Below are 25,890 nucleotides of genomic sequence, written 5' to 3'. Positions count from 1 at the left end.
AGCAGCGGCACCGGCTACCGCTGCGCTGGTACGGCGGTCAGCTGGAACTCGACCGCGCCGCTGTCTTCCACCGACACGAATCCGAGATTCGGTGCTTCGACGCCGAAGTCCGAGAAGGTGATGGGGATCGAGCCCGCGATCTCGGCGGTCTCTCCGTCGCTGCGCACCTCGATCTCAGCGGTGACGGTCTGCGTCTCGCCGGCGATAGTCAGCTCACCCGTCGCCTCCGTCTGCACGACATCGCCCAGGGCCGGAGCGCCGTCGAGCGTCACCGGCTCACTCAGCACGAACGTCGCCTCTGGAAACTCGTCGGTCCGCAGCGCCTCGCTGCGGAAGTACTGGTCGCGGTTGCTGTTGTCGGTCGCGATGGTGGCGACGTCGACGGTGAGGTCGGCTGCCTCAAGCGTGAGCCCGGTGCCGCCGATGGTGAATGAGCCCGTCACGTCATCGGTGCGCCCGGTCACCGTGACGTCGGTGCCGTTGAGCACCTCGTCCACGCGGTATCCGGCCTCCGAGTCTTCTGCGACGTTCCAGTCGCCGACGAGGAGCCGGGGGTCGAGCTCCGCGACCGCATCATCCGTGTTCCCGGAGCCGCCGTCGGCCTCATCCGACGCCAGAGATGGAGCATCAGCGGCGGGGGCTGCAATCAGGTCTCGATAGATCGTCGGTCCGGCGATGACCGCGACCGCGGCCAGCACGATGACTCCCGCGCCGACGCCGATGAGGATTTTCTGGGACTTCTTCACAGTGTCTCCTGTGGCCTGGAGCGGGTGGGGGCTGCCCGTGCGCTGCGTTCGATGGACCTCAACCCTGGCAGCGCGTCCCAGGAGCACCCCCGGGGAACCCGGTGAAGAAGCTGGGAACCCCGGTTTCTCTCCCGCCTGCGCCTGCGCTCAGCGCAGGCGCAGGGCTCCGGGCAGGATCTCCACGGTGAACGCCGTGACCTCGCCCACTTCGTCCCCGTCGACCTCGAAGGCGAGTGGCAGCGGCAACGCGACCGAAACGGATCTGGCCGTGAGATGCTCGATCGCGTCGGCGCTCTCCGCCGTCTCAGATCGCGTGAGCATTCGCTTCAGGCCGTTGTGCCAGACGAAATTGTGCATCGTCTCGAGCCACGCGGCCACGCCATCGGCGCGCAGCACGAGCAGATCGAGGTCGCCGTCGTCGGGGCGCGCATCCGGAAGGAGCGTGATGCCGCCCTGAATCGATCCGCAATTGGCGATGAGCAGCGTGTGCGCGGCGACCGTCTCGGCCGGCGCATCATCGAGCTGGAGCGAGAACTCCACGACCTCCGCACCCGACGCCGCTCGGCCGAGCGACTCCACGTAGGCCAGCCAGCCGGCCTTCGCCTTGAGCTCGTCGTCCGTCTCGACGATCATCTGCGCGTCGATGCCGAATCCCACCATCACGACGAAGCCGTGTCGTTCCTCGACACCGGCGGCGTTCGTGAACGTCACGCGCCCGAGGTCGAGGGGAGACGCATGCTGCGTGAGCACCCGTGCGAACGCTGCGCGCGGATTCGCGAGCGGGATGCCCAGATTGCGGGCGAGCAGGTTGCCGGTACCGAGAGGGACGACGCCCAGCTGTGCGCTCGATGATCCCGAATCGCCCAGTGCCTCCGCCACCGCTCGGATCGTGCCGTCTCCGCCAGCGGCGATCACGACATCGCACCCCTGCTCGAGAGCCGATGCGGTCGCACCGAGTCCGGCGTCTTCCGGATCGGTCTCGAACCACAGGGCCTCGGGTGCTGGTCCGCTCACGCGGGAGACCGCCGCTTCCCAGGCGGCACGGATCTCGTGCTCCGCGACCTTCGATGGGTTCCACACGATGCCGATGCGTTCAGCAGACATACTGCACTCCCTCATTCCCCATTGGGCGGTGCGATCAGAGCGCCGCGAGCAGCGACTTCCAATGAGCGCGCCATACTTCGATGCGCTCACCGTCCGCGAGGCCGTCCTGGCTGATCGCGAGGGTCACCTTCTCGCCCTTCGGAGACGCGGACACCTCAACCCTGCCAGCGCCCTCGAGGCCGAACCGCCAGAAACTGCGCTTCTCGGTGCGCGACGCCCGCGCATCGATCACCGCGTGCCCGAGATGTTCGACGCGTGCGCCGTGCGCCGTGCGCCACGCCTCGATCGCCGCATCCCGATCGAACGGCAGGGTGCGACTCGCGCTCACGCGGAACGTTCCCGAGGACGACTGCCCCGGCACGCGCAGGCCGGCGTGCTGCTCGTACGCGATGGCGATGGCCTGCGCCCACCAGTCGGGATTGCGCAGTTCGTCGGTCAGCGCTGCGCGAGCGATCTTCGCGATCGCAGGGTGCTGCAGCGTGGGGGCACCTTGCGCTTCGAACAGGGTCACCCAGGCGCTCCACTCGCGCCCGGTCGCCCGCTCGATGCCGGGAATGCTCTCGGCGCGGGTGCGGTTCGACCCCGTCGCCGATGCCCCGGACTCGTTCGGAGCGACGTCTGAGGATCCGGCTGCATCGCTCATGGAAGACCCCTTTCGCCGTTGCGATCAGTGTAGTGGCGCGGCGCATGCTTGAATAAGGGGTATGCAGGGAGTGGGGGGCGGGCGCGAACACCGGCGCTATGTGGAGCACGTCTCGTCGCAGCACCGCCCGGCCGGAATCGCCGACTCGCAGTGGCCCGCCGACGTCGAGGGGCTGTCGGTCGAACCGCAGGAGTACCGGGTCGACCTCGAGCGCATCCGCTTCTCGTCGTACTTCGCCCGCCTCTCCGATGTGACGCAGGTCGTGCCCCAGACGGGGGTCGGCCCCGTGATGCACAACCGGCTCACGCATTCGCTCAAGGTGAGCGCGGTGGCGCGGGTGATCGCGGCGCAGCTCGCGGGCCGCGCCGCGCAGCACGCCGAGTTCATGCGCGGCAACCGCGGGGAGGACGACGCGATCGGGGCGATCATCACGCGCCTCGGCGGCTGCGACACGATCGTCGCGCAGTCCGCGGCTCACGCCCACGACCTCGGGCACCCGCCGTTCGGGCACCTCGGCGAACGCGTGCTCGATCGTGTCGCCCGGGAGCGCCTCGGCCTGGCCGAGGGGTTCGAGGGGAATGCCCAGAGCTTCCGCATCCTCACGCAGCTCGACACCCTCGGGCGCGACTTCCCGGGGCTCAACCTCACCGCGGCGACGCGAGCGGCGACCCTGAAGTACCCCTGGACGCGCGGGGCATGGGTCGGGGTCCCCACGAGCACGCGACCGGCGGCGGATCGACCCCGCGGCGTCGGGGTCGATGTCGCGGGTGGTGCCGAGAAATTCTCGGTGTACGCGCTCGACGTCGCGGAGATGGAGACCGCTCTCGCTCCGTTCGGGCGCATCGCCGACGGTGTGCAGACGGTCGAGTGCGCCGTGATGGATCTCGCCGACGACATCGCCTACGCCGTGCACGACCTCGACGACTTCACCCGGGCGGGCGTGCTGCAGCAATCGTCGGTCGCCGGGGAATTCCGCGCCTGGCTCGATCACGCGGGGGCGCTCGCGACCGAAGCGGATGACGCTGTGGCGGCGGAGTGGCGCACGCCGGGGCGCTCGCTGGAACTGCTGTGGCGCAGGCTGCACGCGAAAGACAGCTGGATCGCGGATCGCGACGCATTCCGTGCCGCGGTGCGCCGAGTGAGCGAAGAGGTGGGGCAGACCCTCCTCGCCGCCCCCTACGACGGCGGCATCGACAGCGAGCGATCCGTCTCCGACTTCACCCGACGCTGGATCGACCACCTGCGGACCTCGATCGTCGTCGAGGAGTCTCCCCACGTGCGGAGCGGCCACGTGCGGCTCAACACGCAGGCCTGGCACGAGGTCATGGTGCTCAAATTCGTCCACGCGCATTTCGTGCTCGAGCGTCCGGAACTGGCGCAGCCGCAGCGCGGGCGGGCGAAGATGGTCGAGCAGCTCGCCATCGGGTTCGACGCCTGGCTCGCCGACCCCGACGACGCCGGTCGTGCGCCCCGCCGCCTCCTCGAATGGGCCGACGAGGCCACCGAGGCGGGGTTCGCCGTGCGCCGCGACCGACCCGAGCTGCTGATGGGCGACACGAGCGACGCCGGCATGCGGCGACAGGGGCGCAGTCGCGCGATCCTCGACTATGTCGCCTCGCTCAGCGACCAGCAAGCCGTGACCACCTATCGTGCGTTGACCGGAGGAGTGACCAGTGAGTGAGCAGTTGCGGGATCGGGACCGACTCGTCGAGGAACTGATCGAAGTCGGCCGCGACGCCGTCGGGCGGGGGCTGGTGCTCGCGAGTGCCGGCAACCTCTCAGCGCGCATCTCGGATCGGGAATTCGTCGTCACCGCGTCGGGCACCTGGCTCGATCGCTTGACCGCCGCAGACTTCGCGGTGCTCTCGCTCGATGCCTCCGAGTCGGGGGACGCAGCGCTTGGCGGGCCGCGCCCGTCGAGCGAGTGGAAGTTGCATCACCGGGCGTACCTGGCGCGGCCCGACGCGGAGTGCGTGCTGCACCTGCACCCGCGAACGGCTGTGGTGCTGGCCAGCGTCGGCACTCCCATCCGGCGGCTCACCCTCGATCACGCCTACTACCTCGGCGAGATCGCCGTCGTCCCGTTCTACCACAACGGCACCGACGAACTCGCCGACACGGCAGCCGTGGCCCTGCGCGATCACAACTGCGTCGTGATGCAGCATCACGGATGCTCGGTCGTCGCTGACACCGTGCAGATGGCGTACCGCAGGGCGCTCAACCTCGAGGACGCCGCGCAGGCGACCGCCCTGGCCGTGCAGCTCGGCGACACCACCACCGCGTTCCCCGAGGACGGGGCGACGCACGCCTGACCGGGAGCCGGGCTCGGCGGGGCCGGCGGCTACGGGGCGACCGGGAACTCCTGCCGGGGGTCCCACGGCTCCGCCCACCCGAGCTCGTCGAAGAGGCTCGCGAGGGTCATCCCGGTGAACCCCCACACGAGGTGCCCACCGAGGTGCGGGCCGAGGGCGAACGCTGCGCCCCGATACGTGGAAGCGCCGTGCTGCAGCACCGATGTGCCGCGTGCGGCCGGGTCGAGCATCTCGGCGACGGGAGCTCGGAACACCTCCACCGACTCCGCATGGTCGGCGGCGACGGCGCTCGCACGGCGCCACCACCCCACGACCGGAGTGACGAGATTGTTGCTCACCGGGATGTGCACGGGCTGGAGCGATCCCAGCACTTCGACGCCCGATGGATCGATCCCCGTCTCCTCCGCGGCCTCCCGAAGGGCGGTTTCTGAGGCATCGCGGTCCTGAGCCTCAGCGCCTCCGCCCGGAAACGCGATCTGGCCCGCGTGATGCCGCATGCTGTCGGCGCGGCGAGTCAGCAGCACGTCGAGCTCCGGCGGCACGGTGCGGGCGCCGTGCTCGGCGGGGCGACGGTCGAGGGCGCCGAACAGGATCAGCACCGCCGACCGCCGAAGCGGCCGGTCGGTGCGGGGGGCCTGCGGTTCGTACGAGACGGCGACGCGGCGGCTGAGGAGCGCGCGGAGCTCGCCTTCGGTGTCGGCAACGGTTCGCGGCATACCCGTCACCCTACAACCGCCCGCTCGGCTCGCGGACGGTCAGGCGTCGGCGAGCAGGTCGTAGATGCTGTCCGGTACGCGCTGGGAGCGCGCCCAGGGCTCACGGTCGCGTCGGGCAACGCGCTTCACCTGGTCGGACTCCTCAGCCCGCACCTGCGTGAGCACAGCGATCACCGCAGCGCGCTCCGTCTCGTCGACCTTCCCGGTGACGAAGCGGATGTCGTCGCCGTGAAGCACGTCGTCGAGCGCCGCATCCCGTTTCGCCGCATCGCGCTCGGAGGCATCAGGGGGCAGGATCGGCCGGTCGATGTCGGTCTCGACGTCGGTGGGCGGTGCAGCGTGCTTGGCCACGTGGTGCTCGCTCTCGGTGCTCGTGCTCGGAGACGGCCCGCTCACAGCGGGATGTTGCCGTGCTTCTTCGCCGGCTGCTCGGTGCGCTTGCCGCGAAGCCCGCGCAGTGCCTTGATCACGGCGAGGCGGCTTCCGGCGGGCTCGAGGACGTTGTCGAGCTCACCGCGTTCTGCGGCGAGGAAGGGCGACGTCACATCGGCGGTGTACTTCGCGGTGAGCTCGGCGCGCAACGCCTCGACGTCGTCGCCGCGTTCGGCGGCCGCTGCGAGTTCCTTGCGGTAGAGAATGTTCACCGCTCCCGCGCCGCCCATCACGGCGATCTCGGCGGTGGGCCAGGCGATGTTGAAGTCGGCCCCCATCTGCTTCGACCCCATCACGATGTACGCGCCGCCGTACGCTTTGCGCGTGATGATGGTGACGAGTGGCACCGTCGCCTCGGCGTAGGCGTAGAGCAGCTTGGCGCCGCGACGGATGACGCCCTGGAACTCCTGGTCGGTGCCGGGCAGGTAGCCGGGCACGTCGACGAGCGTGAGGATCGGAATGGAGAATGCGTCGCAGAAGCGCACGAAGCGGGCCGCCTTCTCGCTCGCATCGATGTTGAGCGTGCCCGCCATCTGGTTCGGCTGGTTCGCGACGATGCCGACGGTTCGGCCCTCCACGCGACCGAAGCCGATGAGCATGTTCGGGGCGAACAGCGGCTGGACTTCGAGGAAGTCGCCGCCGTCGAGAATCGCGCTGATGACCGTCTGCATGTCGTAGGGCTGGTTCGCGCTGTCGGGGATCAGCGTGTTGAGCCGACGGTCTGCGTCGGTGATCTCGAGCGCGGTGTCGGTGTCGTAGATCGGCGCTTCGGCCAGGTTGTTGTCGGGGAGGTAGCTGATGAGCGCACGGGCGTAGTCGAGCGCGTCGTGCTCATCGCTCGCGAGATAGTGGGAGACGCCGCTCGTCTTATTGTGCGTGAGCGCGCCGCCGAGCTCTTCGAAGCCGACCTCCTCGCCGGTGACGGTCTTGATGACGTCGGGGCCGGTGACGAACATGTGGCTCGTCTTGTCGACCATGATGACGAAGTCGGTGAGCGCGGGGGAGTACACGGCGCCTCCGGCCGACGGTCCCATCACGATGGAGATCTGCGGGATCACTCCCGAGCACATGGTGTTGAGCCGGAAGATGCTCGCGTACTTGGAGAGCGCGACGACGCCCTCCTGGATGCGCGCGCCACCGGAATCGAGAATGCCGAGCACGGGAGCGCCGGTCTTCAGCGCGAACTCCATGGCTTTCACGATCTTCTCGCCGGCGACCTCGCCGAGCGATCCGCCGAAGGTGGTGAAGTCCTGCGAGTACACGACGACCTGGCGGCCGTGGATCGTTCCCGCGCCGGTGACGACGGAGTCGCCGAACGGGTGGGACTGCTCCATGCCGAAGCCCTGCGAGCGGTGCTTGACGAACTTGTCGAACTCGACGAACGAGCCGGCATCGAGGAGGGCCGCGATGCGCTCGCGCGCGGTCATCTTTCCACGCGCATGCTGCTTCGCCGCGGCGGCTGCATCGCGGTCACCCACGGCTTCCTGGTACTTGCGGCGATGATCCGCGATGCGGTCGGCGGTCGTCGCGGGTGCGATGTTCTCTGCAGTCACGCCTGCCAGCCTAGCGCGGAGCACCACCCCTGACCCTCCGAACCTCTCCAACGGAATCGAAACTCCTTGGTGCGATACCTACGAATCAGTCGAAGATATCGCCGAGCAGCCCGCCGAGCAGTACGCCGCCGATCACCGGTCCGAGCATGCCGCCGCCGCCGCCCGCGCCGCCGCGACCGCGACCTCCGCCGCCCCACTGGCCGCCTCCGCCTCCGCCGCCCCAACCCCAGTCGTCGTCGTCGGGTCGGGACGAGTCGATGTCGCGCTGGGCCAGCCGCAGCGACTCGTCGGCGAGATCGGAGGCGCGGCGTGCGAGCTGCAGCACCTGCTCGCGGGTGTCTTCGGAGACCGGCAGTGCAGTGATCTCGCTGCGGTGGCGACGCGCCTCCGCGAGCCGTGTGCGGGCGTCGGCGCCGATCCAGCCGCGGTGCCCCTCGATCAGGCTGGCGGCGATGCCGATGGCGTGGTCCGCTGCCGAGACCCCGTGCTGCACCTGCGCGGCCGACGGCACTGGCTTCGCCGCGCGCGCACGAGCGGCGTCGAGCGCGGAGTTGGCCGATGAGACGAGGGCGAGGTCGGCGAAGGGGTCGCGCTGACGGCCCGTGCTCACCTCCGCGAGCGCCTGCTCGAGTCGCTCGATCGCAGCGTCCACCGTCTCATTGCGGGGTTCGGTGCGGGCCGAGGCGATGTCGCCCCGCGAGTCGTCGATGACGTCGGCGAGCGTGTTCTGCGCGCGCAGCGCCTCGATCTCGAAGCTGTCGACGCCGTCGAGAATGGAGGCCGCCCGGCGCACGGTCTCGGTCGCGGTCTCGAGCGCGAGGTTCGCGTCGGCGAGTGCGCCGGCCGTGCGGCGACGATCCGAGAGATCGGCGGAGTGCTCGGCGAAGTCGAGCAGCTGCTCCACGTCCTCCGAGTGCAGACGCACGCGCTGCAGCGCTGACGGGCTGTAGCGCTCGGCCAATCGGGCGGCAGCGCGCTGCGCGTCCGGCACCCGCGCGCGCAGGGCCGCGGCGTCGGCGCGCACGCGCTCCACCATCTCCGGCGCGCGGCGGGCGCGCTCCACTCTCGCCTGCAGCGCCGTCGTGCGCTCGTCGAGCACCGACTCGGCCCATTCGCACAGCTGCAGAATGCGCGCGTTGCGGGTGCGCACCTCGTCGGGCGTATCGGGGATGTGATCGTGGTTGAGCTGATGCAGCTGGAACGCCTCGCTCAGGTGCTCGCGCACGGAGTCGAGGCCGGCCCGCAACTCGGCGGTGGCGTCTTCGCCGAGCTCCGCGGTGGCGAATGCTAGTTCGTCGCTCGTCGCGCGGATCCGCTCGTCGGCGGCGACGATCGCACTGCGGGCGCGCTGCGATTGCTGCGCGTCGGAGGCGTGCTGTCGTTCCTGCGACTCGCGGTCTCGGCGTCCCCAAAATGCCACGGTGTGTCCTGTCTGCTTCGTGCGATGGCTTACTGCGGTTCGATGGAAGAGCGGAGCGAACCCGCCTCGGTCCGCTCCGCTCGGATCTCCGTGGTTACTGCTCGAGCGCCTGCGGCGTGCGGCCGGCCTTCAGTGCGGCGAGCCGCGCTTCGACCTCGGTGACGGCTTCGAAGTTCTCGAGTTCGTTGAACTGCGAATCGAGCGTCGACGCCGCGATCTCCTGCTTGCCGCGTGCGAGCGCCTCCTGACGGCGGATCTTGTCCTCGAACCGGCCCAGATCGCTCGTGGGGTCGAGCACGTCGATCGACTTCACGGCGTCGGCGACGCGGTTCTGCGCCTCTGCGGTCTTGGCGCGGGCGACGAGTTCAGAGCGCTTGGTCTGCAGCTGCTGCAGCTTCACTCGCATCCCGTTGAGGCCGTCCTTCAGCTTCGCAGTGACCTCGCGCTGCGCGGCGATGGTGGGTTCCGCGGCACGAGCCTCGTTCTCCTCGGTGATCTGGCGCTGGAGCGCGACCTTCGCGAGGTTGTCGAACTTGTCGGCGTCGACGGAGTTCCCGGCGGAGCGCAGCTCGTCGGCCTTCGAGCTCGCCGCAATCGCCTTGCGCTCCCACTCGCGAGCGGTGCGCACGTCCTCGTCGTAATCCTGCTCGAGCAGTCGGAGGTTGCCGATGGTCTCCGCGATGGCCGTCTCGGCGTCTGAGATGTTGGTCGAGAAATCGCGGATCAGCTGGTCGATCATCTTCTCGGGGTCTTCGGCCGAGTCGAGCATCGAGTTGACGTTTGCGCGGACCAGGGTGGTGATGCGCCCGAGGATGGACTGCTTCGACATGTGAGTTCCTTTCGGCGGAGCGGTTTGGATTGAGTGTAGGGATCAGTACTGGGGAAGCGCCGAGTTAGAAGCGGCCCCCGCCGCTGCGACCCGACCGGCCGCCGCGGGAGCGGCGCGAGGATCCGCCCGAGCGCCGAGACGAGCCGCTCGAGCGTCGCGAGGTTCCGCCCGAGCGGCGGGAGGAACCGCCGCCCCAGGAGCTGCCGGAGCCGCTGCCCCAGAAGCCTCCGCCCGAGCCGCCGTAGCTGGAGCCCCCGCCGCTGCCGAGAATCCCTCCGAGGACGGCGGCGAGGTCGCCCGATGCTGACGGGCTTCTGCCTCCGTACCCGAAGCCGGAGACGTCGGATTGAGCGGCGGAGAGCGACTGGTGGGCCAGCTGGCTCGCGCGTTGCGCATCTGACAGCGCAGCGGCGGGGTCGGCGCCGCGCGCGGCCCCGGCACGGGAGAGCGCTGCCCGTGCTTCGGAGGCCCGGGTGCGTGCGGTCGAGCCGACCGCTCCGCGACGCGCCTCGATGAATGCCTCGGCCTGGCGCACGTCGCCATCGGCCTGGATGAGCTGCGCGTCGAGGAGTTGTCGAGCGCGCGCCGCCTGCTGGGCGGACTGCACGACGCCGTCGATGTGCGCGTTCGCGGCCTCGAGGGCGGCGACGGCGCGCGACGGTCGGCGCCCGGCGCCCGAGAGATCGTCCCGTGCTTCGGCGATGCGCCCCTGCGTCGCAGCGATCGCCGCTGCGACGGCGCCATCCGCATCCAGGACGGACTGGGCCCCAGCGATGTCGGCCTCCAACTCGCTGATCAATTCGGCGCATCGCGCTTCGACGCCCGCGAGTTCCGGGCCGCGCGCCGCGATGGACTGGTAGATCGTCTCCGCCTGCGCGATCGCTGCCTCTGCCTCGCGGATCAACACGGCGGCAGCGCCGGATTCCGGTGGCGTGGCGCTGAGCGCGGAGGCCGCAGCGTTCTCCCGCTCCGCGGCGAAGGCGAGCAGTGCCTCCGCCTGCTGGGGGGCGCCTTCGAGGGCGGCGAGCTCTTCCGGGGCGAACGTCGCCGTGAGGCTGGCGACCTCGGCAGCGGTCTGCGCCGCCTGCGCGGCCGCCTGTTCCCGGCGTGCCGCCGCAGCGGCGAGCGCAGCCGGAGCGTTCTGCTCGATGGCGCGCAGCCGCTCGAACGATTCAGCCTGCGCGTCGAGCTCGTCGTCGACGGAGGCGCAGAGCTCGATGACCCGTTCCAGCCATTCCCGCCGCTGAGCGTCGGTGTCCGGAGTGGCGTCGTCGAGTTGCTGACGCAGCGCGAAGGCTTCGAGCAGGCGGGCTCGCACCGACTCGATCGATGCGGCATAGGCCGCGACCGCGGCATCTCCGAACTGAGCGCGGGCGAACTCGAGCTCTTGCGCACTGCTCTTCACGGCATCGTCGGCGGCGACCAGCGCGGAGCCCGAGACGCGCTCGAGCTCCGCGAGCTCCTGCTCGGCTGCCTGCTCGGTGCGGCGCTTGCGCACGACGCGCGTGATGCCGTAGGCGGCTCCACCGAGACCCAGCACTCCGGCGCCGATCCCGACGGCGACCGCGGTGTTGCGGCCGGGAGCCGCCTGCTCCGCTTCAAGCTGGTCGGCGGCGGCGGCGATCGTGCCCGCCCAGTCCTCGTCGCGGAGCTCGGGAAGCAGCTGCTGCTCGATGCTGTCGAGCGCGTCGTTGCTCAGCGCCCCGTTCTCCGGCGAGGAGATGTAGTACTGGCGGCCCTCGGTCGCGACCGCGAGCAGATACTGCGTATCTCCGAGACCGTTGCGCTGCGCGGTCTCGTCGGCCCACGCGATCCTGTCAGCCGGATCGGTGAACTCGTCGACGAACACCACGAAGAGGTCGAGCCCCGTCTCGTCGAAGGCGGCGGCGAGACGAGCGTTCGCGGTCTGCTCCTCAGCGGGGTCGAGCACGTCGACGGCGTCGGTCACGTACTCGGTGCCGAGGGAGCCGGGAGCGACAGCAGCAGCGCTCGACGCGCCGAGCGCGAGCAGTCCGGCGCCCATCAGCGCGCTCGCCCACCAGCGCCCGATGCGCGGCCGGTGAGGATGCGGACGGGGGGACAAGCCTGAGTGCTCCACAATCGGAGTGTATTCGTGCCTCGGCATCCGGGTCCAATTGTTTTCCAAGCGCTAACGTAAAGCTCATGGAGCTCCTTCGCACGCGTGCGGCACTGCCCGATGTCAGATGGGCAGAGACCTCGCCCTCCACGAACGCCGAGCTCCGTGCTCTCGTGGTGACTGAGACGGGTCGAGACGCTGACGGCATTCCGCACGGCACGTTGGTGGCCACGAGTGATCAGACCGCTGGCCGGGGTCGTCTCGACCGCGGGTGGGTGACTCCGCCGAACACCTCGATCGCGGCCTCGTTGCTGGTGCGCGGATTCGGAGCGAGCGGACTGGGGGTGAGCTGGCTTCCCCTGCTCGCCGGCTCCGCCATCGTCACCGCGCTGCAGCCGTGCTTCACGGCAGCTGCTGAGGCCGCAGGCGGCGAGGCGAAGCGCGTCGGGGTGAAGTGGCCGAACGACGTGCACGTGCGCGATGAGGAGGACGCGATCGCCGGGAGGCCGGGCAAGAAGCTCTGCGGGATCCTGTGCGAACTGCTGCCGGGCGACACGACCGGCGGGCACACCGTCATCGTCGGCACTGGCATCAATCTGCTGATCCCCGAGTGGGAGCTGCCCACCGACCGCGCGACCTCGCTGCTCGCAGCGGGCGCCGACACGGGTGGCGCTGAGAGTCTCGCCGACGCCGCGGGCCGGGATCTCGCAGACCGCGTGCTCTCCGAGTACGCCGGAGAACTGCTCCGGCTCGTGCGCCTCGCCGCCGACGACCCGGGGGCCGCACGGGCGCGGATCGCCCGCCACTCGCTCACGATCGGCACCGAGGTGCGGGTGCACCTGCCCGGTGACCGGATCGTGGACGGGCGCGCCCGGGCGCTCGCCGCCGACGGGTCACTCGTCGTCGATCTGCCCACCGGTGGCGAACTCACCGTGTCTGCTGGCGACGTCGAGCACCTGAGGTGACGACGTCGCGCCGCGTCACGCCGCCCGGTAGAGCTCCTCGCCGAGCACCGTGGTGCTGCGAACGCGCGAGGAGAGCAGCGCCTCGGGTGCCGCTTCGAGCGGGTTCACGTCGAGCACGATGAAATTGGCGCCGAGGCCCGGTCGGATTCGGCCCGTCGTCGCATCCATCTCGCCGGCGAACGCACCGCCTGCGGTGATCGCCGTCAGCGCGTCCGCTGGGCTGAAGGCGCGCTCCGGGTGGTACGGGGCCCGTTCGGGATCGAGCGCTGAAGCGCCGGTGAGCGCGATGTAGAGGTTGGGAATCGCCTCGTGCGGCGCCGTCGGCGCATCGGTGCCGAGGGTGATCGCAACGTTCGCCGCGCGGAACTTGTGCCAGGGGAACCCGAGTTCCTGGCGTTCGTCGCCGAGCTGCGCCTTCCAATTGTCGAGTACGGCGGGATCGCAGTGCACCGGCTGCATCGACGCGATGACGCCGAGCTCGCCCATGCGGATGATGGTGTCGTCCGCGACGCTCTCGAGGTGCTCGATCCGGTGGCGACGAGCGCGGGGCCCGTTCATGCGCACGCAGTGCTCGACCACATCGAGGGCGATCTGACTGGTGCGATCGCCGATCGCGTGCATGGCGATCTGCAGGCCGGCTCGATCGGCGGCCTCGGCGACGGGGAGGATGCGCTCAGCTGTCCAGATCGGCTCCGCGTTGCTGCCGTTCGCGTAGGGCGCGAGCATCGTGGCCGTGCACGCGTCGATGACGCCGTCCATGATGAACTTCACACCGGCTACCCGCAGCCAGTCGGCCGCACTGCTCGCGGCGATCTCATCTCGGAGCGTCGCGATGCGCGCTGCGCCTGCCACGTCGCGCGCCGCGTCACCCGTCGGCTCGAGGATCCAGTGGGCGGTGATGGGGAAGGGGAGACGGCCGTCCCGGTCGATGATGGCGCGCAGCCCGTCGACCTCCGCCGCATTCAGCGACATCTCGGTCGCTCCCGTCACGCCGGCCTCGAGATAGCTCGCGAACGCGCGATCGAGCGCGGCGACGACATCGGCTTCAGTCGTCTGGGAGAGCAGGAACGCCGAGGCGTATTGCGAACCGGCGGTCTCCAGCAGCAATCCCGTCGCCTCGCCCGCGGCGTCTCGCACGATCTCGCCGCCGACGGGATTCGCGGTGTCGCGTGTGATGCCCATCTCTCGGAGCGCCGCACTGTTCACCCAGACCGAGTGGAAGTCGTTGGCGTCGAGATACACGGGCACATCGGGCAGCACCCGATCGAGCATCTCGGCGGTCGGCATGCCGTCGCCGATCGCGTCGAACAGCCAGCCGCTGCCGAGCACTCTCGCCCCGGCCGGGTCGGCGGCTCGCGCAGCGACCAGGCGTTCGTGCATCTCGGCGAGCGAGGCGCAGTCGCGCAGCTGCACGCGGGCGAGCGACTCGCCGAACCCGACGAGGTGGGTGTGGGAATCGATGACGCCGGGAGCGACGAATCGCCCCTCGAGGTCCACCTCGACGACCTCCCGCGATCCGGCGCCGCCTGCGACCCCTCCGACGGCCGTGCGCACATCGTCGATCGACCCGACGGCGATGAACCGTCCGTGCTCGACGGCGAAGGCCTCGGCGATCGGGGTGGGCTGCTCGGGGGTGGGGTCGGCGGTGAAGACGACGGCGTTGCGGTACAGGGTGGTCGTCACGGTGGCCTCCGGAGGTCAGGTGGTGAATGGGGGATCGGGGGCGCCGCGCTCGTGCGGCGCCCCCTGCACGGGCTAGCGCTCTGAGCGCGCCTCTGCTGCGTCGAGCGGGTACTCCGCCGAGAGGGCGTCGATCGCTTCGGTCGACGGGATCTCCTCAGAGAAGTTCAGCTTCGGCACGGGCTTGCGGAAGAAGCCGGTCTTCAGCGCCAGAATGACGACGCCGATGAGCATCCAGATGCCGCCGACGATCCAGGTGAGGCCCTCGAGCGAGGTCCACAGCCAGATGGTGAGCCCGAATCCGATGAGCGGGATCACGCCGTACCGGAACCAGCCCCACGCCGAGACGGGCTCGGTGCGGCCGCCCTTCGGGAAGAGGTAGGTGCGGATGACGGAGAGGTTGACCATGGCGAATGCGGCGAGCGCGCCGAAGCTGATCATGAACGCCGCCTGGTCGAGGCTGACGAAGAGGCTCGCGAGGGCGACGATCGAGACGGTGGTCGCGGCGACGATCGGGGTGCCGAAGCGCTTCGAGAGGATGCCGAGCGGTTTCGGGAGGATGCCGTCGCGGCCCATCGAGTAGAGGATGCGCGACACGGCGACCTGGCCGGCGAGGCCGGAGCCGAAGCAGCCGGCGACGGTGATGATCACGAAGATGGCTGCGAGCACTTCGCCTCCCACGTGGCTGAAGAGCACGGCACCGGCCGCGTCGAGCAGCTCGGTCGACGCGGTGCTCCAATCGTCGAGGTAGTACGCGCGTGCGCCGACGTACGAGACGACGATGAAGATCAGGCCGCCGATGATGGTCGTGAGCATGATGGCGCGGGGGATGTCGCGGCGCGGGTTCTTCGCTTCTTCGGACAGGGTCGACACGGCGTCGAAGCCGAGGAACGAGAGTGCGAGGATGGCGGCGCCCGTGAAGATCGGGCTGTAGCCGACGGAGCCGGGGATGAAGGGTTCGAGCAGTGACGGCGCGTTCGGGTCGTTGATCGCTGCCTTGATGGCGAGGATCGCGAAGACGATGACGGCGGCGAGCGAGACGACGACGATCACCGTGTTGATCTTGCCGACCAGCGAGATGCCGAGCACGTTGAAGACGAACACGGCGATCAGCGCGGCGAGCGTGAACACCCATGTCGGGACGCTCGGGAACTGGGTGCTGGCGTAGAGCCCGAGAATCAGGAAGTTGATCATCGGGATGAAGAGGTAGTCGAGCATGAGCACCCAGCCCGTGAGGAAGCCGGTCGTGCCCCCGAAGGCCTGCTGCGAATACGTGTAGGCGGATCCGGCGACGGGATAGCGGCGCACCATCGCCGCGTAGCTCGCCGCGGTGAACAGCATGACGACGAGGGCGACGATGTAGGAATCGACGAGGTGGCCCTCGGTGAGCTGGTTCACGATGCCGTAGGTCGTGAAGACGGTGCCGACCGCCATGTACGAAAGCCCGAACAGTGTGAGGGTGATGGGGCCAAGAGTGCGCTTGAGATGCGCCCCGGTTGCTTCGCTCACTGAATCTCCTGTGATGTGGCGGCTGGTGCCGGTGCCGTGCGCCGATTCCGTCTGCGGAACGACCACCAAAATGAACAAGGTTCTTTTTGACGTGACTAGACTAGACGGAGATCGTCGGGAGCGCGAGTCGAGTGCATCGGTTCGCGCCGCGAAGCGTCAGCGAAGGAGTGATGCGCGTGACTGAGTCAGTGCGGCGACGCGTGGGGCGCCCGAGCGAGCAGGTGCTCTCGCGGGTCAGGATCGTGGAGACCGCGCTCGATCTGCTCGACGAGCACGGCGAGGGCTTCGGCATGCGCGACCTGGCGCGCGAGCTCGGAGTGCGACCATCAGCGCTCTACAACCACGTGGAGAACAAGGAAGACGTCTTCCGCGGCATCCGCGAGGTGATCGCGGGCCGGGTGTCGCAGCGCGAACTGGAGCACGAGCCCTGGGACGTGGCCCTCGCCGCTTGGGCGAGATCGTATCGAGACGCGTTCGCCGCGCACCCTCCGACGATCGCACTGCTCGCCGTCATGCCGTTCGACCCCGGCTCGCACGTATTCGCCTCGTACGATCGCATCGTCGCGCTGCTGACCTCGGAGGGGTGGAGCCGGGCGGCTGCCCTCAACATCCTCGTCGCCTTCGAGTCCTTCATCCTCGGCTCCGCGCTCGACGCGGCTGCCGCGCCCGACATGATGCACGCGCGCGACCGCGACGACGTTCCGAACTTCACGGCGGCGTACGAGGAGCGCGATCGGCAGGGCTCGGACACGTGCACCGGGCCCGCGGACCAGGCCTTCGCCGCCGGCCTCGAGCTGCTGCTGCGCGGCCTCCGATCCGAGCAGCGCGAACGGGAGGCCCAGCTGGCTCCGCGCTGAACAGCGCGGAGCCACTGCGCGAGCACGAGCGCGAGCGCATGCATGAGACGCACGGCGGCCCCACCCGTGCGGGCGGGGGCCGCCGTGCGCGCGGCCGCGGTGACTATCGCGGGTCGAGCGGGTAGTCCTCCGCCAACTGATCGATCTGCTCGGTGCTCGGATCGCTCTCCGAGAAGTCCATCTTCGGCACGGGCCGGCGGAAGCCGCCGGTGACGAGCGCGATGATGACGACGCCGACGGCCAGCCAGATCCCGCCGACGAGCCAGGTGAGGGCCTCGAGCGAGCTCCAGAGCCAGATCGTGAGCACGAACCCGATGAGCGGCATGACGCCGTACCGGATCAGGGCCCAGGCGCCCTCCGGTCGCTTGCCGTGCTTCGGGAAGAGGTAGGTGCGGATGACCGAGAGGTTGACCATCGCGAACGCCGCGAGCGCGCCGAAGCTGATCATGAACGCGACGGTGTCGAGCGAGAGGAAGAGCGCGGAGAGCGCGAATACCGACACGACCACCGCGGCGATCACGGGAGTGCCGAAGCGGGAGTGCAGTCGCGAGAGCGGCTTCGGCAGCATGCCGTCGCGGCCCATCGCGTAGAGGATGCGCGACACCGACACCTGGCCGGTCATACCCGAACCGAAGGCGCCCACCACGTAGATGGCGACGAAGAACGACGTGAACCAGCTCGTGCCGAAGCTGTCCATCACGGTCGTTCCCGCAGCGTCGATCTGAGCACTGCTGAGGGTCGACCACTCGGGGTTGAACGCCAGGGCGCCGGCCCACGAGACGAGGATGAAGAAGAAGCCGCCGAGCATCGTCGCGAGCAGGATCGCGCGAGGGATGTCGCGGCGCGGGTTCTTCGCCTCCTCGGACAGCGTCGACACCGCGTCGAAGCCGAGGAAGGAGAGCGCGAGGATCGCGGCTCCCGACGCGATCGCGCCGATGCCGCCCTCACCGAAGGTGAAGGGGTCGATGAGGCCGACCGACTGGTCGCCGCCGAGGTACTGCTTGAATGCGAGCGCGACGAAGACGACCACGAGCACCACGGAGAGGGCGATGATGACGAAGTTGACCTTGTTCACGAGCGTGATGCCCAGAATGTTGAAGACCAGCACGAGCACCAGCGCGACGAGGGTGAAGACCCAGATCGGAATGGCCGGGAACTGGGTGTTCATGTAGATGCCGATGAGCATGAAGTTGATCATCGGGATGAAGAGGTAGTCGAGCAGCATGACCCAACCGGTCAGGAACCCGGCCGCGCCCCCGAAGGACTGCTGCGAATAGGTGTACGCCGATCCCGCGACCGGATACTTGCGCACCATCGCCCCGTAGCTCGCCGCCGTGAAGAGCATGGTGATGACCGCGACGACGTAGGCCGCGGGGAGGTGCCCATCGGTGACCTGATTGACGATGCCGTAGGTCGTGAAGACGGTGATGACCGTCATGTAGGTGACCCCGAAGAGGGTCAGGCCGGTGAGGCCGAGTGCCCGCTGCAATCGGGGCTTGGACTGGGTGTCGCTCACGATGGTCTCCTTTGATTCGTGCAACGTCGAGGAACGGGTCAGGTGGTGATGGAAGTGCTCAGGAAGGTGGTGTCGCCGGCGAGCCAGGTGCCGTTGACGACGATCTCGGCGATCGCCTCCGGGGCGATGGTCAACGGGTCGGCCGAGAGCCAGGCGGCGTCGGCGACGCGGCCCACCTCGAGGGTGCCGCGATCATTCGCGAGGGCCTGCCGCGCGATGCCGGTGGTGTAGGCGCCGAGCGCGGCCGCGGCGCTGATGCGTTCCTCCGGCAGCCAGGCGTCGGCGTCGGGCTCGGTGTGGCTGTGGCGGGTGATGGCCGTGGAGAGCGCCGGCCGCCAGTCGCGGGTCGTCACCGGCCAGTCGCTGCCGAACGTGACAGTGGCTCCGCTGCGATGCACCGACCCGATGAGGTACTGCCATCCTTCGCGGGAGTGGCCGAGATGCGGGATCGTGAGGTCGCGCATCACCGCGTCGCACTGCGCCCAGTACGGTTCGAAGTTCGCGATGACCCCGAGTTCGGCGAAGCGCTGGACGTCGGCGGGATCGAGCAGCGCGACGTGAGCGATGACGTCGGCGCGCTCCCTGGCGGGGTTCGTCGCGCGGGCGTGCGCGAGCGCATCGAGCGCGCTGCGGTTCGCGGCGTCGCCGATCGCGTGGAGGTGCAGTTGGAATCCCTCCGCGTCGAATGCGCGCACGGCCTCGGCGAGCTCGGCGTCGCTCCAGTTCGGCAGCCCGCGATCATCGGGCCGGTCGGCGTACGGCTCGATGAGTGCGGCGGTGTGGCTCTCGATGACCCCGTCGAGGAAGAGCTTCACCGTCTCTCCGCTCAGTCGCGGGTGGTCCAGCGACCTGACGCGGTTGCGGTTCGTGACGAACTCGGCGACCTGCTCGCGCCAGCGCGCCGGGTCGGCGCGGAATGCGAGGTTGACGCGCGTGTGCAACCGTTCCTGCTGCGCCGCTTCGAGGTAGAGCTCGAGGTCGGCCGGCTCCACCCAGGCGTCCTGAATCCAGGTGGTGCCCTGCTCCGCGTAGCCCCGGGTCGCCCGTTCGAGCGCTTCGAGCCGCTGATCCAACGCGAACGGGGGCACCACGTCCGCGATGAAATCGTTGGCCGCCGCCTCCTGCAGGGTGCCGAGCGGTGCGCCATCGGCCCGGCGCACGATGCGGCCGAGCTCGGGGTCGGGGGTGTCGGCGGTGATGCCGCCGGCGGCCAGCGCCGCACTGTTCACCCACGCGGTGTGGTAATCCCAGGCGCGCAGGATGGTGGGGGTGCTCCCGGTGACCTCGTCGAGCCAGCGGGCGTCGAACAGACCGCCTTCGGAGAAGGTCGCGTCATAGCTCGCACCCACGATCCATTCGGCGTCGGGGTTCTCGGCCTTCCATGCTGCGACGGCGGAGACGATGCCTGCGAGGTCGGCGGCTTGCCGCACCTGCGGACCGAGCGCCTCGACGCCGCCCAGGACGGGGTGAGCGTGGCCGTCTCCGATGCCGGGCACGAGCGCGCCCCCGGCGAGATCGATCACGGTCGTCGCCTCAGCGGTGAGCGCCCGCGCGTCTTCCCCGATCGCTGCGACTCTGCCCGACCGGAAGGCGATCGCGTCGCTCGTCGCACGGTCCGCGCCCCCCATCGGATCGACGATGACGGTTCCGTTCACGAAGACGGTGACGTGCGAGGCTTCACTCATGCTGCATCCTTGCTGCTCGGTGCCGGAGGGCGGGTCTAGAGTGGTAAACGAACGGGGTTCGTTTACCGGCGGGTCGAGAATAGTACGGATTCTCCGGCAGAGCGAGCGAACGCACGGATTCGTTGCGCAATCCGTATCGAGGAGCACGAAGGAGTGGCATGGCCAGCGAGGAGTCTGCGAAGCGGCGGCGAGCCGGCCGGCCCAAGCAGAACGTGCTGTCGCCTCGGCTGATCCACGAGACGGCACTCCGCCTCATCGACCGGCACGGAGTCGAGGGCGCGGGAATGCGGGCGATCGCGGCTGAGCTCGGTGTGCGGCCCTCATCGCTCTACAACCACGTCGCCGGTCAAGCCGAACTCATCGCTGGCGTGCGCGACCTGGTGAGCGAACGGATCCCCACCGCCCCGTTCGCCGAGCTGCCGTGGGATGCGGCGCTCGAGCAGTGGGCGCTCGGGTATCGGCTCGCCTTCGCGTCGCACCCGCCGACGATCGCGCTGCTCGCCGTGCAACCACTCGACCCCGATTCGAGCACGTCGTTCATGTACGACGCGGTCGCGGCCGGCCTGGTGCGCGCTGGATGGCCGCAGGAGCGGGCGCTCTCGGTGATCGTGGCCTTCGAGTGCTTCATCCTCGGGGCGGCGCTCGATCTCGCGGCGGACCCGGCCATGCTCGATCCGGGGCGGCGGGGCGATGTGCCGGCCTTCTCAGGGGTCTACCGCGCGCGAAGCGAGGCGCTCGAGGCCTCCGGGACCAGCCCGGCCGACGACGCGTTCGGCATCGGCCTGCGTGCGATGCTCGCGGGCCTCCGCGCCGAGTACGCCGCTCTCGCAGCGCAGAAGAACGACGATCGGCGACGCTCCTAGAAGATGATCGTGCGATCGCCGTCGACGAGCACGCGGTTCTCGGCGTAGGAGCGCACGGCGTGGCGCAGTACGCGCGCCTCCACGTCCTGGCCCAACTGCGTCAGCGACCGCACCGTGTAGCCGTGATCCACGCGGATCGTGTCCTGCTCGATGATCGGCCCCTCATCGAGATCGGTCGTGACGAAGTGCGCTGTCGCCCCGATGAGCTTCACGCCCCGCTGGTGCGCCTGCTTGTAGGGGTTCGCGCCCTTGAATCCCGGCAGGAAGGAATGGTGGATGTTGATCGCGCGTCCCTCGAGCGCGGCGCAGAGCTCGGGCGAGAGGATCTGCATGTACCGCGCGAGCACGACGAGCTCGATGTCGAGCTCGGCGACCGCCTCCAAGACGCGCGCTTCGAACGCCGCCTTGTCATCGCCGCCGGCGATGGCGCGGTGCTCGAACGGCACGTCGTAGAACTCCGCGATGTCGCGCACCGTCTCGTGATTCGAGAGCACCAGGGGGACGTCGATGGCGAGCTGGCCGGCGCGGCGACGGTAGAGCAGGTCGTTCACGCAGTGCGTCGCCGTCGAGGCGAGGATCAGCGTGCGCACCGGTCGGTCCGCACGATCCAGGCGCCAGGTCATGTGGTAGCGCTCCGTGACCGGGGCGAGCGCAGCGGCGAACCGCTCATCGAACGTCTCCGGCTGGGCGACGGCCTCCACCTGCAGCCGCATGAAGAAGCGGCCGGTATCCGCCGAGGCGAATTGCTGGCTCTCCACGATGTTGCCACCGGCCGCCACGATGGCGCCGCTGATCGAGTGCACGATCCCGGGTCCGTCGATGCAGGAGAGGGTCAGGACCCACTGGGTGTCGGAAGCGGTGGGAGGTGCGGAGAGCATAGTCACGGTCTCCAGGGTAGTGCGTGCGCCGTATCGGCCCAATTTTGCTACAGTGACGCCAGGGGGCGGCGCCCGGAGTTGCGCGCAGAGCATCAACCGGGCGGCGAGCATCAGCGCAAAGGAGTGAATCGATGTCGCAGCTACGTACCGGCGAATCGTCTGACCCGATCTTCGAGCAGGACCCCGGCCTTCCGCCGGTCGCGCTCAGCGATGACGAGCGCGCGGAGGACGCGGGCAGGCACCGCGGTCTGAAGATCGCGATCTGGATCGCGGTCGGCGTCCTGGGAGCGGTGGGCTGGACCATGCTCGCCCTGGCGCGAGGCGAGACGGTGAACGCCATCTGGTTCGTGTTCGCGGGCGTCTGCACCTATCTCATCGGATACCGCTTCTACTCGAAGTTCATCGAGTGGAAGATCGCGAGACCGGACGACCGCCGTGCGACACCCGCGGAGTACCGGGCGAACGGCAGCGACTACGTCGTCACCGACCGGCGCGTGCTCTACGGCCACCACTTCGCCGCGATCGCCGGCGCCGGGCCGCTCGTCGGTCCCATCCTCGCGGCGCAGTGGGGCTTTCTTCCCGGAACGATCTGGATCGTCGTCGGCGTGATCGTCGCGGGCGCCGTGCAGGACTACCTGGTGCTGTACTTCTCCATGCGCCGCGGAGGCCGCTCCCTGGGGCAGATGGCCCGCGACCAGCTCGGCCGGATCGGCGGGACGGCGGCGATTCTCGCGACCCTCGTCATCATGGTGATCATCGTCGCGATTCTCGCGCTCGTCGTCGTCAACGCGCTGGCCGAGAGCCCGTGGGGCGTCTTCTCCGTCGGGCTCACCATTCCCATCGCGCTCTTCATGGGGGTGTATCTCCGCTACCTGCGCCCGGGGCGCATTACGGAAGTGTCGATCATCGGGTTCGTGCTGCTGATGGCCGCCATCATCTCCGGCGGATGGGTGGCCGAGACCGAGTGGGGCGCGGCCCTGTTCACCCTGGACAAGACGACGCTCGCCTGGTGCACCATCATCTACGGCTTCATCGCGGCCGTGCTGCCGGTCTGGTTGCTGCTCGCGCCGCGCGACTATCTCTCGACCTTCATGAAGATCGGCGTGATCCTGCTGCTCGCCGCGGCGGTGATCCTCGTCATGCCGAACGTCGAGGCCCCGGCGCTCAGCCAGTTCGCCTTCACGGACACCGCTCCGGTCGTGACCGGCAGCATCTTCCCGTTCCTCTTCGTCACGATCGCGTGCGGCGCCCTCTCCGGATTCCACGCGCTCATCGCGAGCGGCACGACCCCCAAACTCGTGCAGAAGGAACGGCAGACCCGCGTCATCGGGTACGGCGGGATGCTCATGGAATCATTCGTGGCGCTGATGGCGCTGGTCGCCGCAGTGACGCTCGATCAGGGCATCTACTACGCCATGAACGGATCCGCAGCAGCAACGGGCGGCACCGTGCAGGGCGCGGTCGACTTCGTCATGGGTCTCGGCCTCGCCGGAGTCGACGTCTCAGCGCAGCAGCTCACCGACATGGCCGCCGCTGTCGGCGAGGAGAGCATCGTCTCGCGCACCGGCGGCGCCCCGACCCTCGCGCTCGGCCTGGCGAACATCATGAAAGATCTCATCGGCGGCACGGCCATGATGGGCTTCTGGTACCACTTCGCGATCATGTTCGAGGCCCTCTTCATCCTGACCGCCGTCGACGCCGGCACGCGAGTCGCCCGCTTCATGCTGCAGGACTCGATCGGCAACGTCGCGCCGAAGTTCGGCGACAACTCGTGGCGTCCCGGGGTGTGGATCACGACCGCGATCATGGTCGCGGCATGGGGATCGATCCTGATCATGGGAGTCACCGACCCGCTGGGGGGCATCAACACGCTCTTCCCGCTCTTCGGGATCGCCAACCAGCTGCTCGCGGCCATCGCCCTCGCCGTCGTCATGGCCATCGTCGCGGCGCAGAAGAACTTCAAGTACCTCTGGGTGGTCGTCGTGCCGCTCGCCCTCACCGCCGTCGTCACGATCACGGCCTCGGCGTTCAAGATCTTCTCGCCCAATCCGGCGATCGGCTACTGGGCGAATCACGTCGCATTCCGCGAGGCGCTCGCCGCAGGGGAGACGTCGCACGGCACGGCAGAGGGAGTCGAGGCGATGAGCGCCGTCGTGCGCAACACCGCGATCCAGGGGACGCTCTCGATCCTGTTCGTCACGCTCGCGATCATCGTCATCATCGCCGCCGTACTGGCGGTACTCCGCTCGCACCGAAGCCCGGAGGCCGTCGATACGAGCGATCCGCCGGTCGCATCCCGCACCTATGCTCCTGCCGGCATACTGGCGACTCCGAACGAGCGCAGGCTCGAGCGCCGATGGGCCGACGACCAGCCGCATGCGGCGCGCGCGAGGGGGCACTGAGTGCGTCGGCTCGTGCGCGCGATCGGGGCAGGCGCGGCGCGTCTGCGCTGGTTCTGCCGCGAGCTCTTCGGCGACGCCAAGTACGAGCGCTACGTCGCGCATCTTCGCGTCGCGCACCCTGACGCGCCGGTGCCCGACGTGCGCACCTTCTGGCGCGAGCACTACGCCGAGCAGGATCGGAACCCCGGCGCGCGCTGCTGCTGACCGACGAGCCGGCGGCGCACCGCGATACGGCGAGCGGGCGAGGCTCGACCGCTCGCCGCCGCCGTCGCGGCTTGCTAAGCTGAGCCCGTCGCGACTGGCGTACAGATGGTCACCATCGGGAAACGACACACTGCTTGCATGGGACGGCCGCTCGCCTGGGTCGGATCCGGAAATGTTGCCGCGCTCGCGCGCGAATCACCACCGAGGAGCATTGCATGACCACCCAGTCAGCCTTTTTCAACGAGCCGCTCGAAGTCGTCGATCCTGAGATCGCCGAGGTCCTCAAGAACGAGCTCAACCGCCAGCGTTCCACGCTGGAGATGATCGCCAGTGAGAACTTCGTGCCTCGCGCCGTGCTCGAATCGCAGGGTTCCGTGCTCACGAACAAGTACGCAGAGGGGTACCCGGGCCGCCGCTACTACGGCGGCTGCGAGTTCGTCGACGTCGCCGAGGATCTGGCGCGCGAGCGCGCCAAGTCGCTCTTCGGCGCGTCATACGCCAATGTGCAGCCTCACTCCGGCGCGTCCGCCAATGCCGCCGTGCTCTCCGCGATCGCGGAGCCGGGCGACACGATCCTCGGTCTCGAGCTGTCGCACGGCGGGCACCTCACGCACGGCATGAAGCTGAACTTCTCCGGCAAGCTCTACAAGGTCGCCTCCTACGGAGTCGACCCCGACACGTTCCTCATCGACATGGATGTCGTGCGCCAGCAGGCGCTCGAGCACCGGCCCAAGGTGATCATCGCCGGGTGGTCCGCCTACCCCCGTACGCTCGATTTCGCGAAGTTCCGCGAGATCGCCGACGAGGTGGGAGCCACCCTCTGGGTCGACATGGCGCACTTCGCGGGTCTCGTCGCTGCAGGCCTCTACCCGAACCCGGTGCCGCACGCGCACGTCGTCTCGTCGACCGTGCACAAGACCATCGGCGGGCCCCGTTCTGGTTTCATCCTCACCAACGATCTCGACCTGCACAAGAAGCTGAACTCGAACGTCTTCCCAGGGCAGCAGGGCGGGCCGCTCATGCACGTGATCGCCGCGAAGGCGACCGCGTTCAAGCTCGCCGCGACGGAGGAGTTCGCCGACCGCCAGGTGCGCACCCTCTCGGGAGCGAAGCTCGTGGCCGAGGCGCTGACGACCGAGGCCGCGCGCGGAGCCGGCGTCGATGTGCTGACGGGCGGCACTGACGTGCACCTCGTGCTCGCCGACCTGCGCGACTCGTCGCTCGACGGGCAGCAGGCGGAGGATGCGCTGCACTCGGTCGGCATCACGGTTAACCGCAACGCCGTTCCCTTCGATCCTCGCCCGCCCATGGTCACGTCGGGCCTGCGGATCGGCACGCCCGCGCTCGCGACCCGCGGATTCGGCGACGCCGAGTTCGCCGAGGTCGCCGACATCATCGCACTGACGCTGCAGCAGTCGGGCGACGTCGATGCGCTCTCGGCCCGCGTCACGGCGCTCGCCGACGCGTTCCCGCTGTACCCCGGTCTCGAGGAGTGGTAA

General features: G+C 69.2%; 22 protein-coding genes and 1 riboswitch. Of the genes, 8 read left to right on the top strand and 14 right to left on the bottom strand.

The window, feature by feature from the left end:
• Positions 1-14 precede the first annotated feature (14 nt).
• The 3 genes from WFH23_RS05280 to WFH23_RS05270 all read right to left on the bottom strand — a co-directional run bounded on the left by WFH23_RS05280 (position 15) and on the right by WFH23_RS05270 (position 2,493).
• Positions 15-746 (bottom strand): YceI family protein, encoded by a 732-nt coding sequence (locus WFH23_RS05280; protein ID WP_336661808.1) that lies wholly within the window; start codon positions 744-746, stop codon positions 15-17.
• 147 nt (positions 747-893) lie between these two features.
• Complete coding sequence (locus WFH23_RS05275; RefSeq protein WP_336661807.1) at positions 894-1,850, bottom strand: diacylglycerol/lipid kinase family protein; 957 nt, start codon at positions 1,848-1,850, stop codon at positions 894-896.
• Between the two features lie 34 nt (positions 1,851-1,884).
• A complete protein-coding gene (locus WFH23_RS05270; RefSeq protein WP_234037523.1) occupies positions 1,885-2,493 on the bottom strand; it encodes a hypothetical protein in 609 nt (202 codons plus the stop codon).
• 61 nt (positions 2,494-2,554) lie between these two features.
• Between WFH23_RS05270 and WFH23_RS05265 the strand changes: the two genes are divergently transcribed.
• Positions 2,555-4,174 carry a deoxyguanosinetriphosphate triphosphohydrolase family protein gene (locus WFH23_RS05265; protein WP_336661806.1) on the top strand — a complete coding sequence of 540 codons (1,620 nt, stop codon included), beginning with the start codon at positions 2,555-2,557 and terminating at the stop codon, positions 4,172-4,174.
• Positions 4,167-4,805, top strand: a complete 639-nt coding sequence (locus WFH23_RS05260; protein WP_336661805.1) for a class II aldolase/adducin family protein — start codon at positions 4,167-4,169, stop codon at positions 4,803-4,805. Before WFH23_RS05265 ends, WFH23_RS05260 begins: the two co-directional genes overlap by 8 nt.
• Positions 4,806-4,834: 29 nt before the next feature.
• On the opposite strand, the gene WFH23_RS05255 is transcribed toward WFH23_RS05260, so the two are convergent.
• The 6 genes from WFH23_RS05255 to WFH23_RS05230 form a co-directional block, all read right to left on the bottom strand.
• A complete protein-coding gene (locus WFH23_RS05255) occupies positions 4,835-5,521 on the bottom strand; it encodes an NUDIX hydrolase (RefSeq protein WP_211649183.1) in 687 nt (228 codons plus the stop codon).
• Positions 5,522-5,560: 39 nt separating this feature from the next.
• On the bottom strand, positions 5,561-5,917 hold the full coding sequence (locus WFH23_RS05250) for an acyl-CoA carboxylase epsilon subunit (protein WP_336661804.1): 357 nt from the start codon (positions 5,915-5,917) through the stop codon (positions 5,561-5,563).
• On the bottom strand, positions 5,914-7,506 hold the full coding sequence (locus tag WFH23_RS05245; protein WP_090152492.1) for a carboxyl transferase domain-containing protein: 1,593 nt from the start codon (positions 7,504-7,506) through the stop codon (positions 5,914-5,916). Before WFH23_RS05245 ends, WFH23_RS05250 begins: the two co-directional genes overlap by 4 nt.
• An 85-nt stretch (positions 7,507-7,591) precedes the next feature.
• The gene (locus WFH23_RS05240) at positions 7,592-8,926 is read right to left on the bottom strand and encodes a hypothetical protein (protein WP_336661803.1); all 1,335 of its coding nucleotides are present in this window, start codon (positions 8,924-8,926) and stop codon (positions 7,592-7,594) included.
• 94 nt (positions 8,927-9,020) lie between these two features.
• Positions 9,021-9,755, bottom strand: a complete 735-nt coding sequence (locus WFH23_RS05235; RefSeq protein WP_090152208.1) for a PspA/IM30 family protein — start codon at positions 9,753-9,755, stop codon at positions 9,021-9,023.
• A 64-nt stretch (positions 9,756-9,819) separates the two neighbouring features.
• Positions 9,820-11,853, bottom strand: a complete 2,034-nt coding sequence (locus tag WFH23_RS05230) for a TPM domain-containing protein (protein ID WP_336661802.1) — start codon at positions 11,851-11,853, stop codon at positions 9,820-9,822.
• Between the two features lie 65 nt (positions 11,854-11,918).
• Here WFH23_RS05230 and WFH23_RS05225 point away from each other — a divergent pair, with 65 nt between their 5' ends.
• Complete coding sequence (locus WFH23_RS05225; RefSeq protein ID WP_090152202.1) at positions 11,919-12,797, top strand: biotin--[acetyl-CoA-carboxylase] ligase; 879 nt, start codon at positions 11,919-11,921, stop codon at positions 12,795-12,797.
• Positions 12,798-12,812: 15 nt separating this feature from the next.
• Here the strand turns inward: WFH23_RS05225 and WFH23_RS05220 are convergent, their stop codons facing one another.
• Both WFH23_RS05220 and WFH23_RS05215 read right to left on the bottom strand, forming a co-directional pair.
• Complete coding sequence (locus WFH23_RS05220) at positions 12,813-14,480, bottom strand: amidohydrolase (RefSeq protein ID WP_336661801.1); 1,668 nt, start codon at positions 14,478-14,480, stop codon at positions 12,813-12,815.
• Positions 14,481-14,552: 72 nt separating this feature from the next.
• Positions 14,553-15,986 (bottom strand): amino acid permease, encoded by a 1,434-nt coding sequence (locus tag WFH23_RS05215; protein ID WP_090152488.1) that lies wholly within the window; start codon positions 15,984-15,986, stop codon positions 14,553-14,555.
• Positions 15,987-16,162: 176 nt separating this feature from the next.
• Here WFH23_RS05215 and WFH23_RS05210 point away from each other — a divergent pair, with 176 nt between their 5' ends.
• Positions 16,163-16,843, top strand: a complete 681-nt coding sequence (locus tag WFH23_RS05210; RefSeq protein WP_336661800.1) for a TetR/AcrR family transcriptional regulator — start codon at positions 16,163-16,165, stop codon at positions 16,841-16,843.
• 103 nt (positions 16,844-16,946) lie between these two features.
• On the opposite strand, the gene WFH23_RS05205 is transcribed toward WFH23_RS05210, so the two are convergent.
• Complete coding sequence (locus WFH23_RS05205) at positions 16,947-18,359, bottom strand: APC family permease (RefSeq protein ID WP_211649177.1); 1,413 nt, start codon at positions 18,357-18,359, stop codon at positions 16,947-16,949.
• A 38-nt stretch (positions 18,360-18,397) separates the two neighbouring features.
• Entirely contained in the window at positions 18,398-20,044 is a 1,647-nt protein-coding gene (locus tag WFH23_RS05200) for an amidohydrolase (protein ID WP_336661799.1), read from the bottom strand.
• Positions 20,045-20,202: 158 nt separating this feature from the next.
• On the opposite strand from WFH23_RS05200, the gene WFH23_RS05195 reads away from it, so the two are divergent.
• Complete coding sequence (locus tag WFH23_RS05195) at positions 20,203-20,907, top strand: TetR family transcriptional regulator (protein WP_090152185.1); 705 nt, start codon at positions 20,203-20,205, stop codon at positions 20,905-20,907.
• Here the strand turns inward: WFH23_RS05195 and purU are convergent.
• Entirely contained in the window at positions 20,904-21,785 is an 882-nt protein-coding gene (gene purU, locus WFH23_RS05190) for a formyltetrahydrofolate deformylase (protein ID WP_336661927.1), read from the bottom strand. The genes WFH23_RS05195 and purU overlap by 4 nt on opposite strands.
• Before the next feature lie 131 nt (positions 21,786-21,916).
• Here purU and WFH23_RS05185 point away from each other — a divergent pair, with 131 nt between their 5' ends.
• The 3 genes from WFH23_RS05185 to glyA all read left to right on the top strand — a co-directional run bounded on the left by WFH23_RS05185 (position 21,917) and on the right by glyA (position 25,890).
• Positions 21,917-24,187 carry a carbon starvation CstA family protein gene (locus WFH23_RS05185; RefSeq protein ID WP_336661798.1) on the top strand — a complete coding sequence of 757 codons (2,271 nt, stop codon included), beginning with the start codon at positions 21,917-21,919 and terminating at the stop codon, positions 24,185-24,187.
• A complete protein-coding gene (locus tag WFH23_RS05180; protein WP_336661797.1) occupies positions 24,188-24,391 on the top strand; it encodes a YbdD/YjiX family protein in 204 nt (67 codons plus the stop codon).
• Between the two features lie 80 nt (positions 24,392-24,471).
• A riboswitch (ZMP/ZTP riboswitch) is annotated at positions 24,472-24,559 on the top strand.
• Positions 24,560-24,606: 47 nt separating this feature from the next.
• Complete coding sequence (gene glyA / locus WFH23_RS05175) at positions 24,607-25,890, top strand: serine hydroxymethyltransferase (RefSeq protein ID WP_200332273.1); 1,284 nt, start codon at positions 24,607-24,609, stop codon at positions 25,888-25,890.

Origin of the sequence: Leucobacter sp. USHLN154, assembly GCF_037145595.1 — a bacterium.
Classification (GTDB): domain Bacteria; phylum Actinomycetota; class Actinomycetes; order Actinomycetales; family Microbacteriaceae; genus Leucobacter; species Leucobacter alluvii.
The sequence above is the reverse complement of the archived record's forward strand: the minus strand, read 5'-3'. Positions and strand labels throughout refer to the sequence as shown.

Coding starts and splice junctions, on each gene's coding strand:
- purU (WP_336661927.1), bottom strand. CDS start 21,785: ATGCTCTCCGCACCTCCCACCGCTTCCGACACCCAGTGGGTCCTGACC.
- WFH23_RS05185 (WP_336661798.1), top strand. CDS start 21,917: ATGTCGCAGCTACGTACCGGCGAATCGTCTGACCCGATCTTCGAGCAG.
- WFH23_RS05275 (WP_336661807.1), bottom strand. CDS start 1,850: ATGTCTGCTGAACGCATCGGCATCGTGTGGAACCCATCGAAGGTCGCG.
- WFH23_RS05225 (WP_090152202.1), top strand. CDS start 11,919: ATGGAGCTCCTTCGCACGCGTGCGGCACTGCCCGATGTCAGATGGGCA.
- WFH23_RS05255 (WP_211649183.1), bottom strand. CDS start 5,521: ATGCCGCGAACCGTTGCCGACACCGAAGGCGAGCTCCGCGCGCTCCTC.
- WFH23_RS05200 (WP_336661799.1), bottom strand. CDS start 20,044: ATGAGTGAAGCCTCGCACGTCACCGTCTTCGTGAACGGAACCGTCATC.
- WFH23_RS05265 (WP_336661806.1), top strand. CDS start 2,555: ATGCAGGGAGTGGGGGGCGGGCGCGAACACCGGCGCTATGTGGAGCAC.
- WFH23_RS05235 (WP_090152208.1), bottom strand. CDS start 9,755: ATGTCGAAGCAGTCCATCCTCGGGCGCATCACCACCCTGGTCCGCGCA.
- WFH23_RS05270 (WP_234037523.1), bottom strand. CDS start 2,493: ATGAGCGATGCAGCCGGATCCTCAGACGTCGCTCCGAACGAGTCCGGG.
- WFH23_RS05195 (WP_090152185.1), top strand. CDS start 20,203: ATGGCCAGCGAGGAGTCTGCGAAGCGGCGGCGAGCCGGCCGGCCCAAG.
- glyA (WP_200332273.1), top strand. CDS start 24,607: ATGACCACCCAGTCAGCCTTTTTCAACGAGCCGCTCGAAGTCGTCGAT.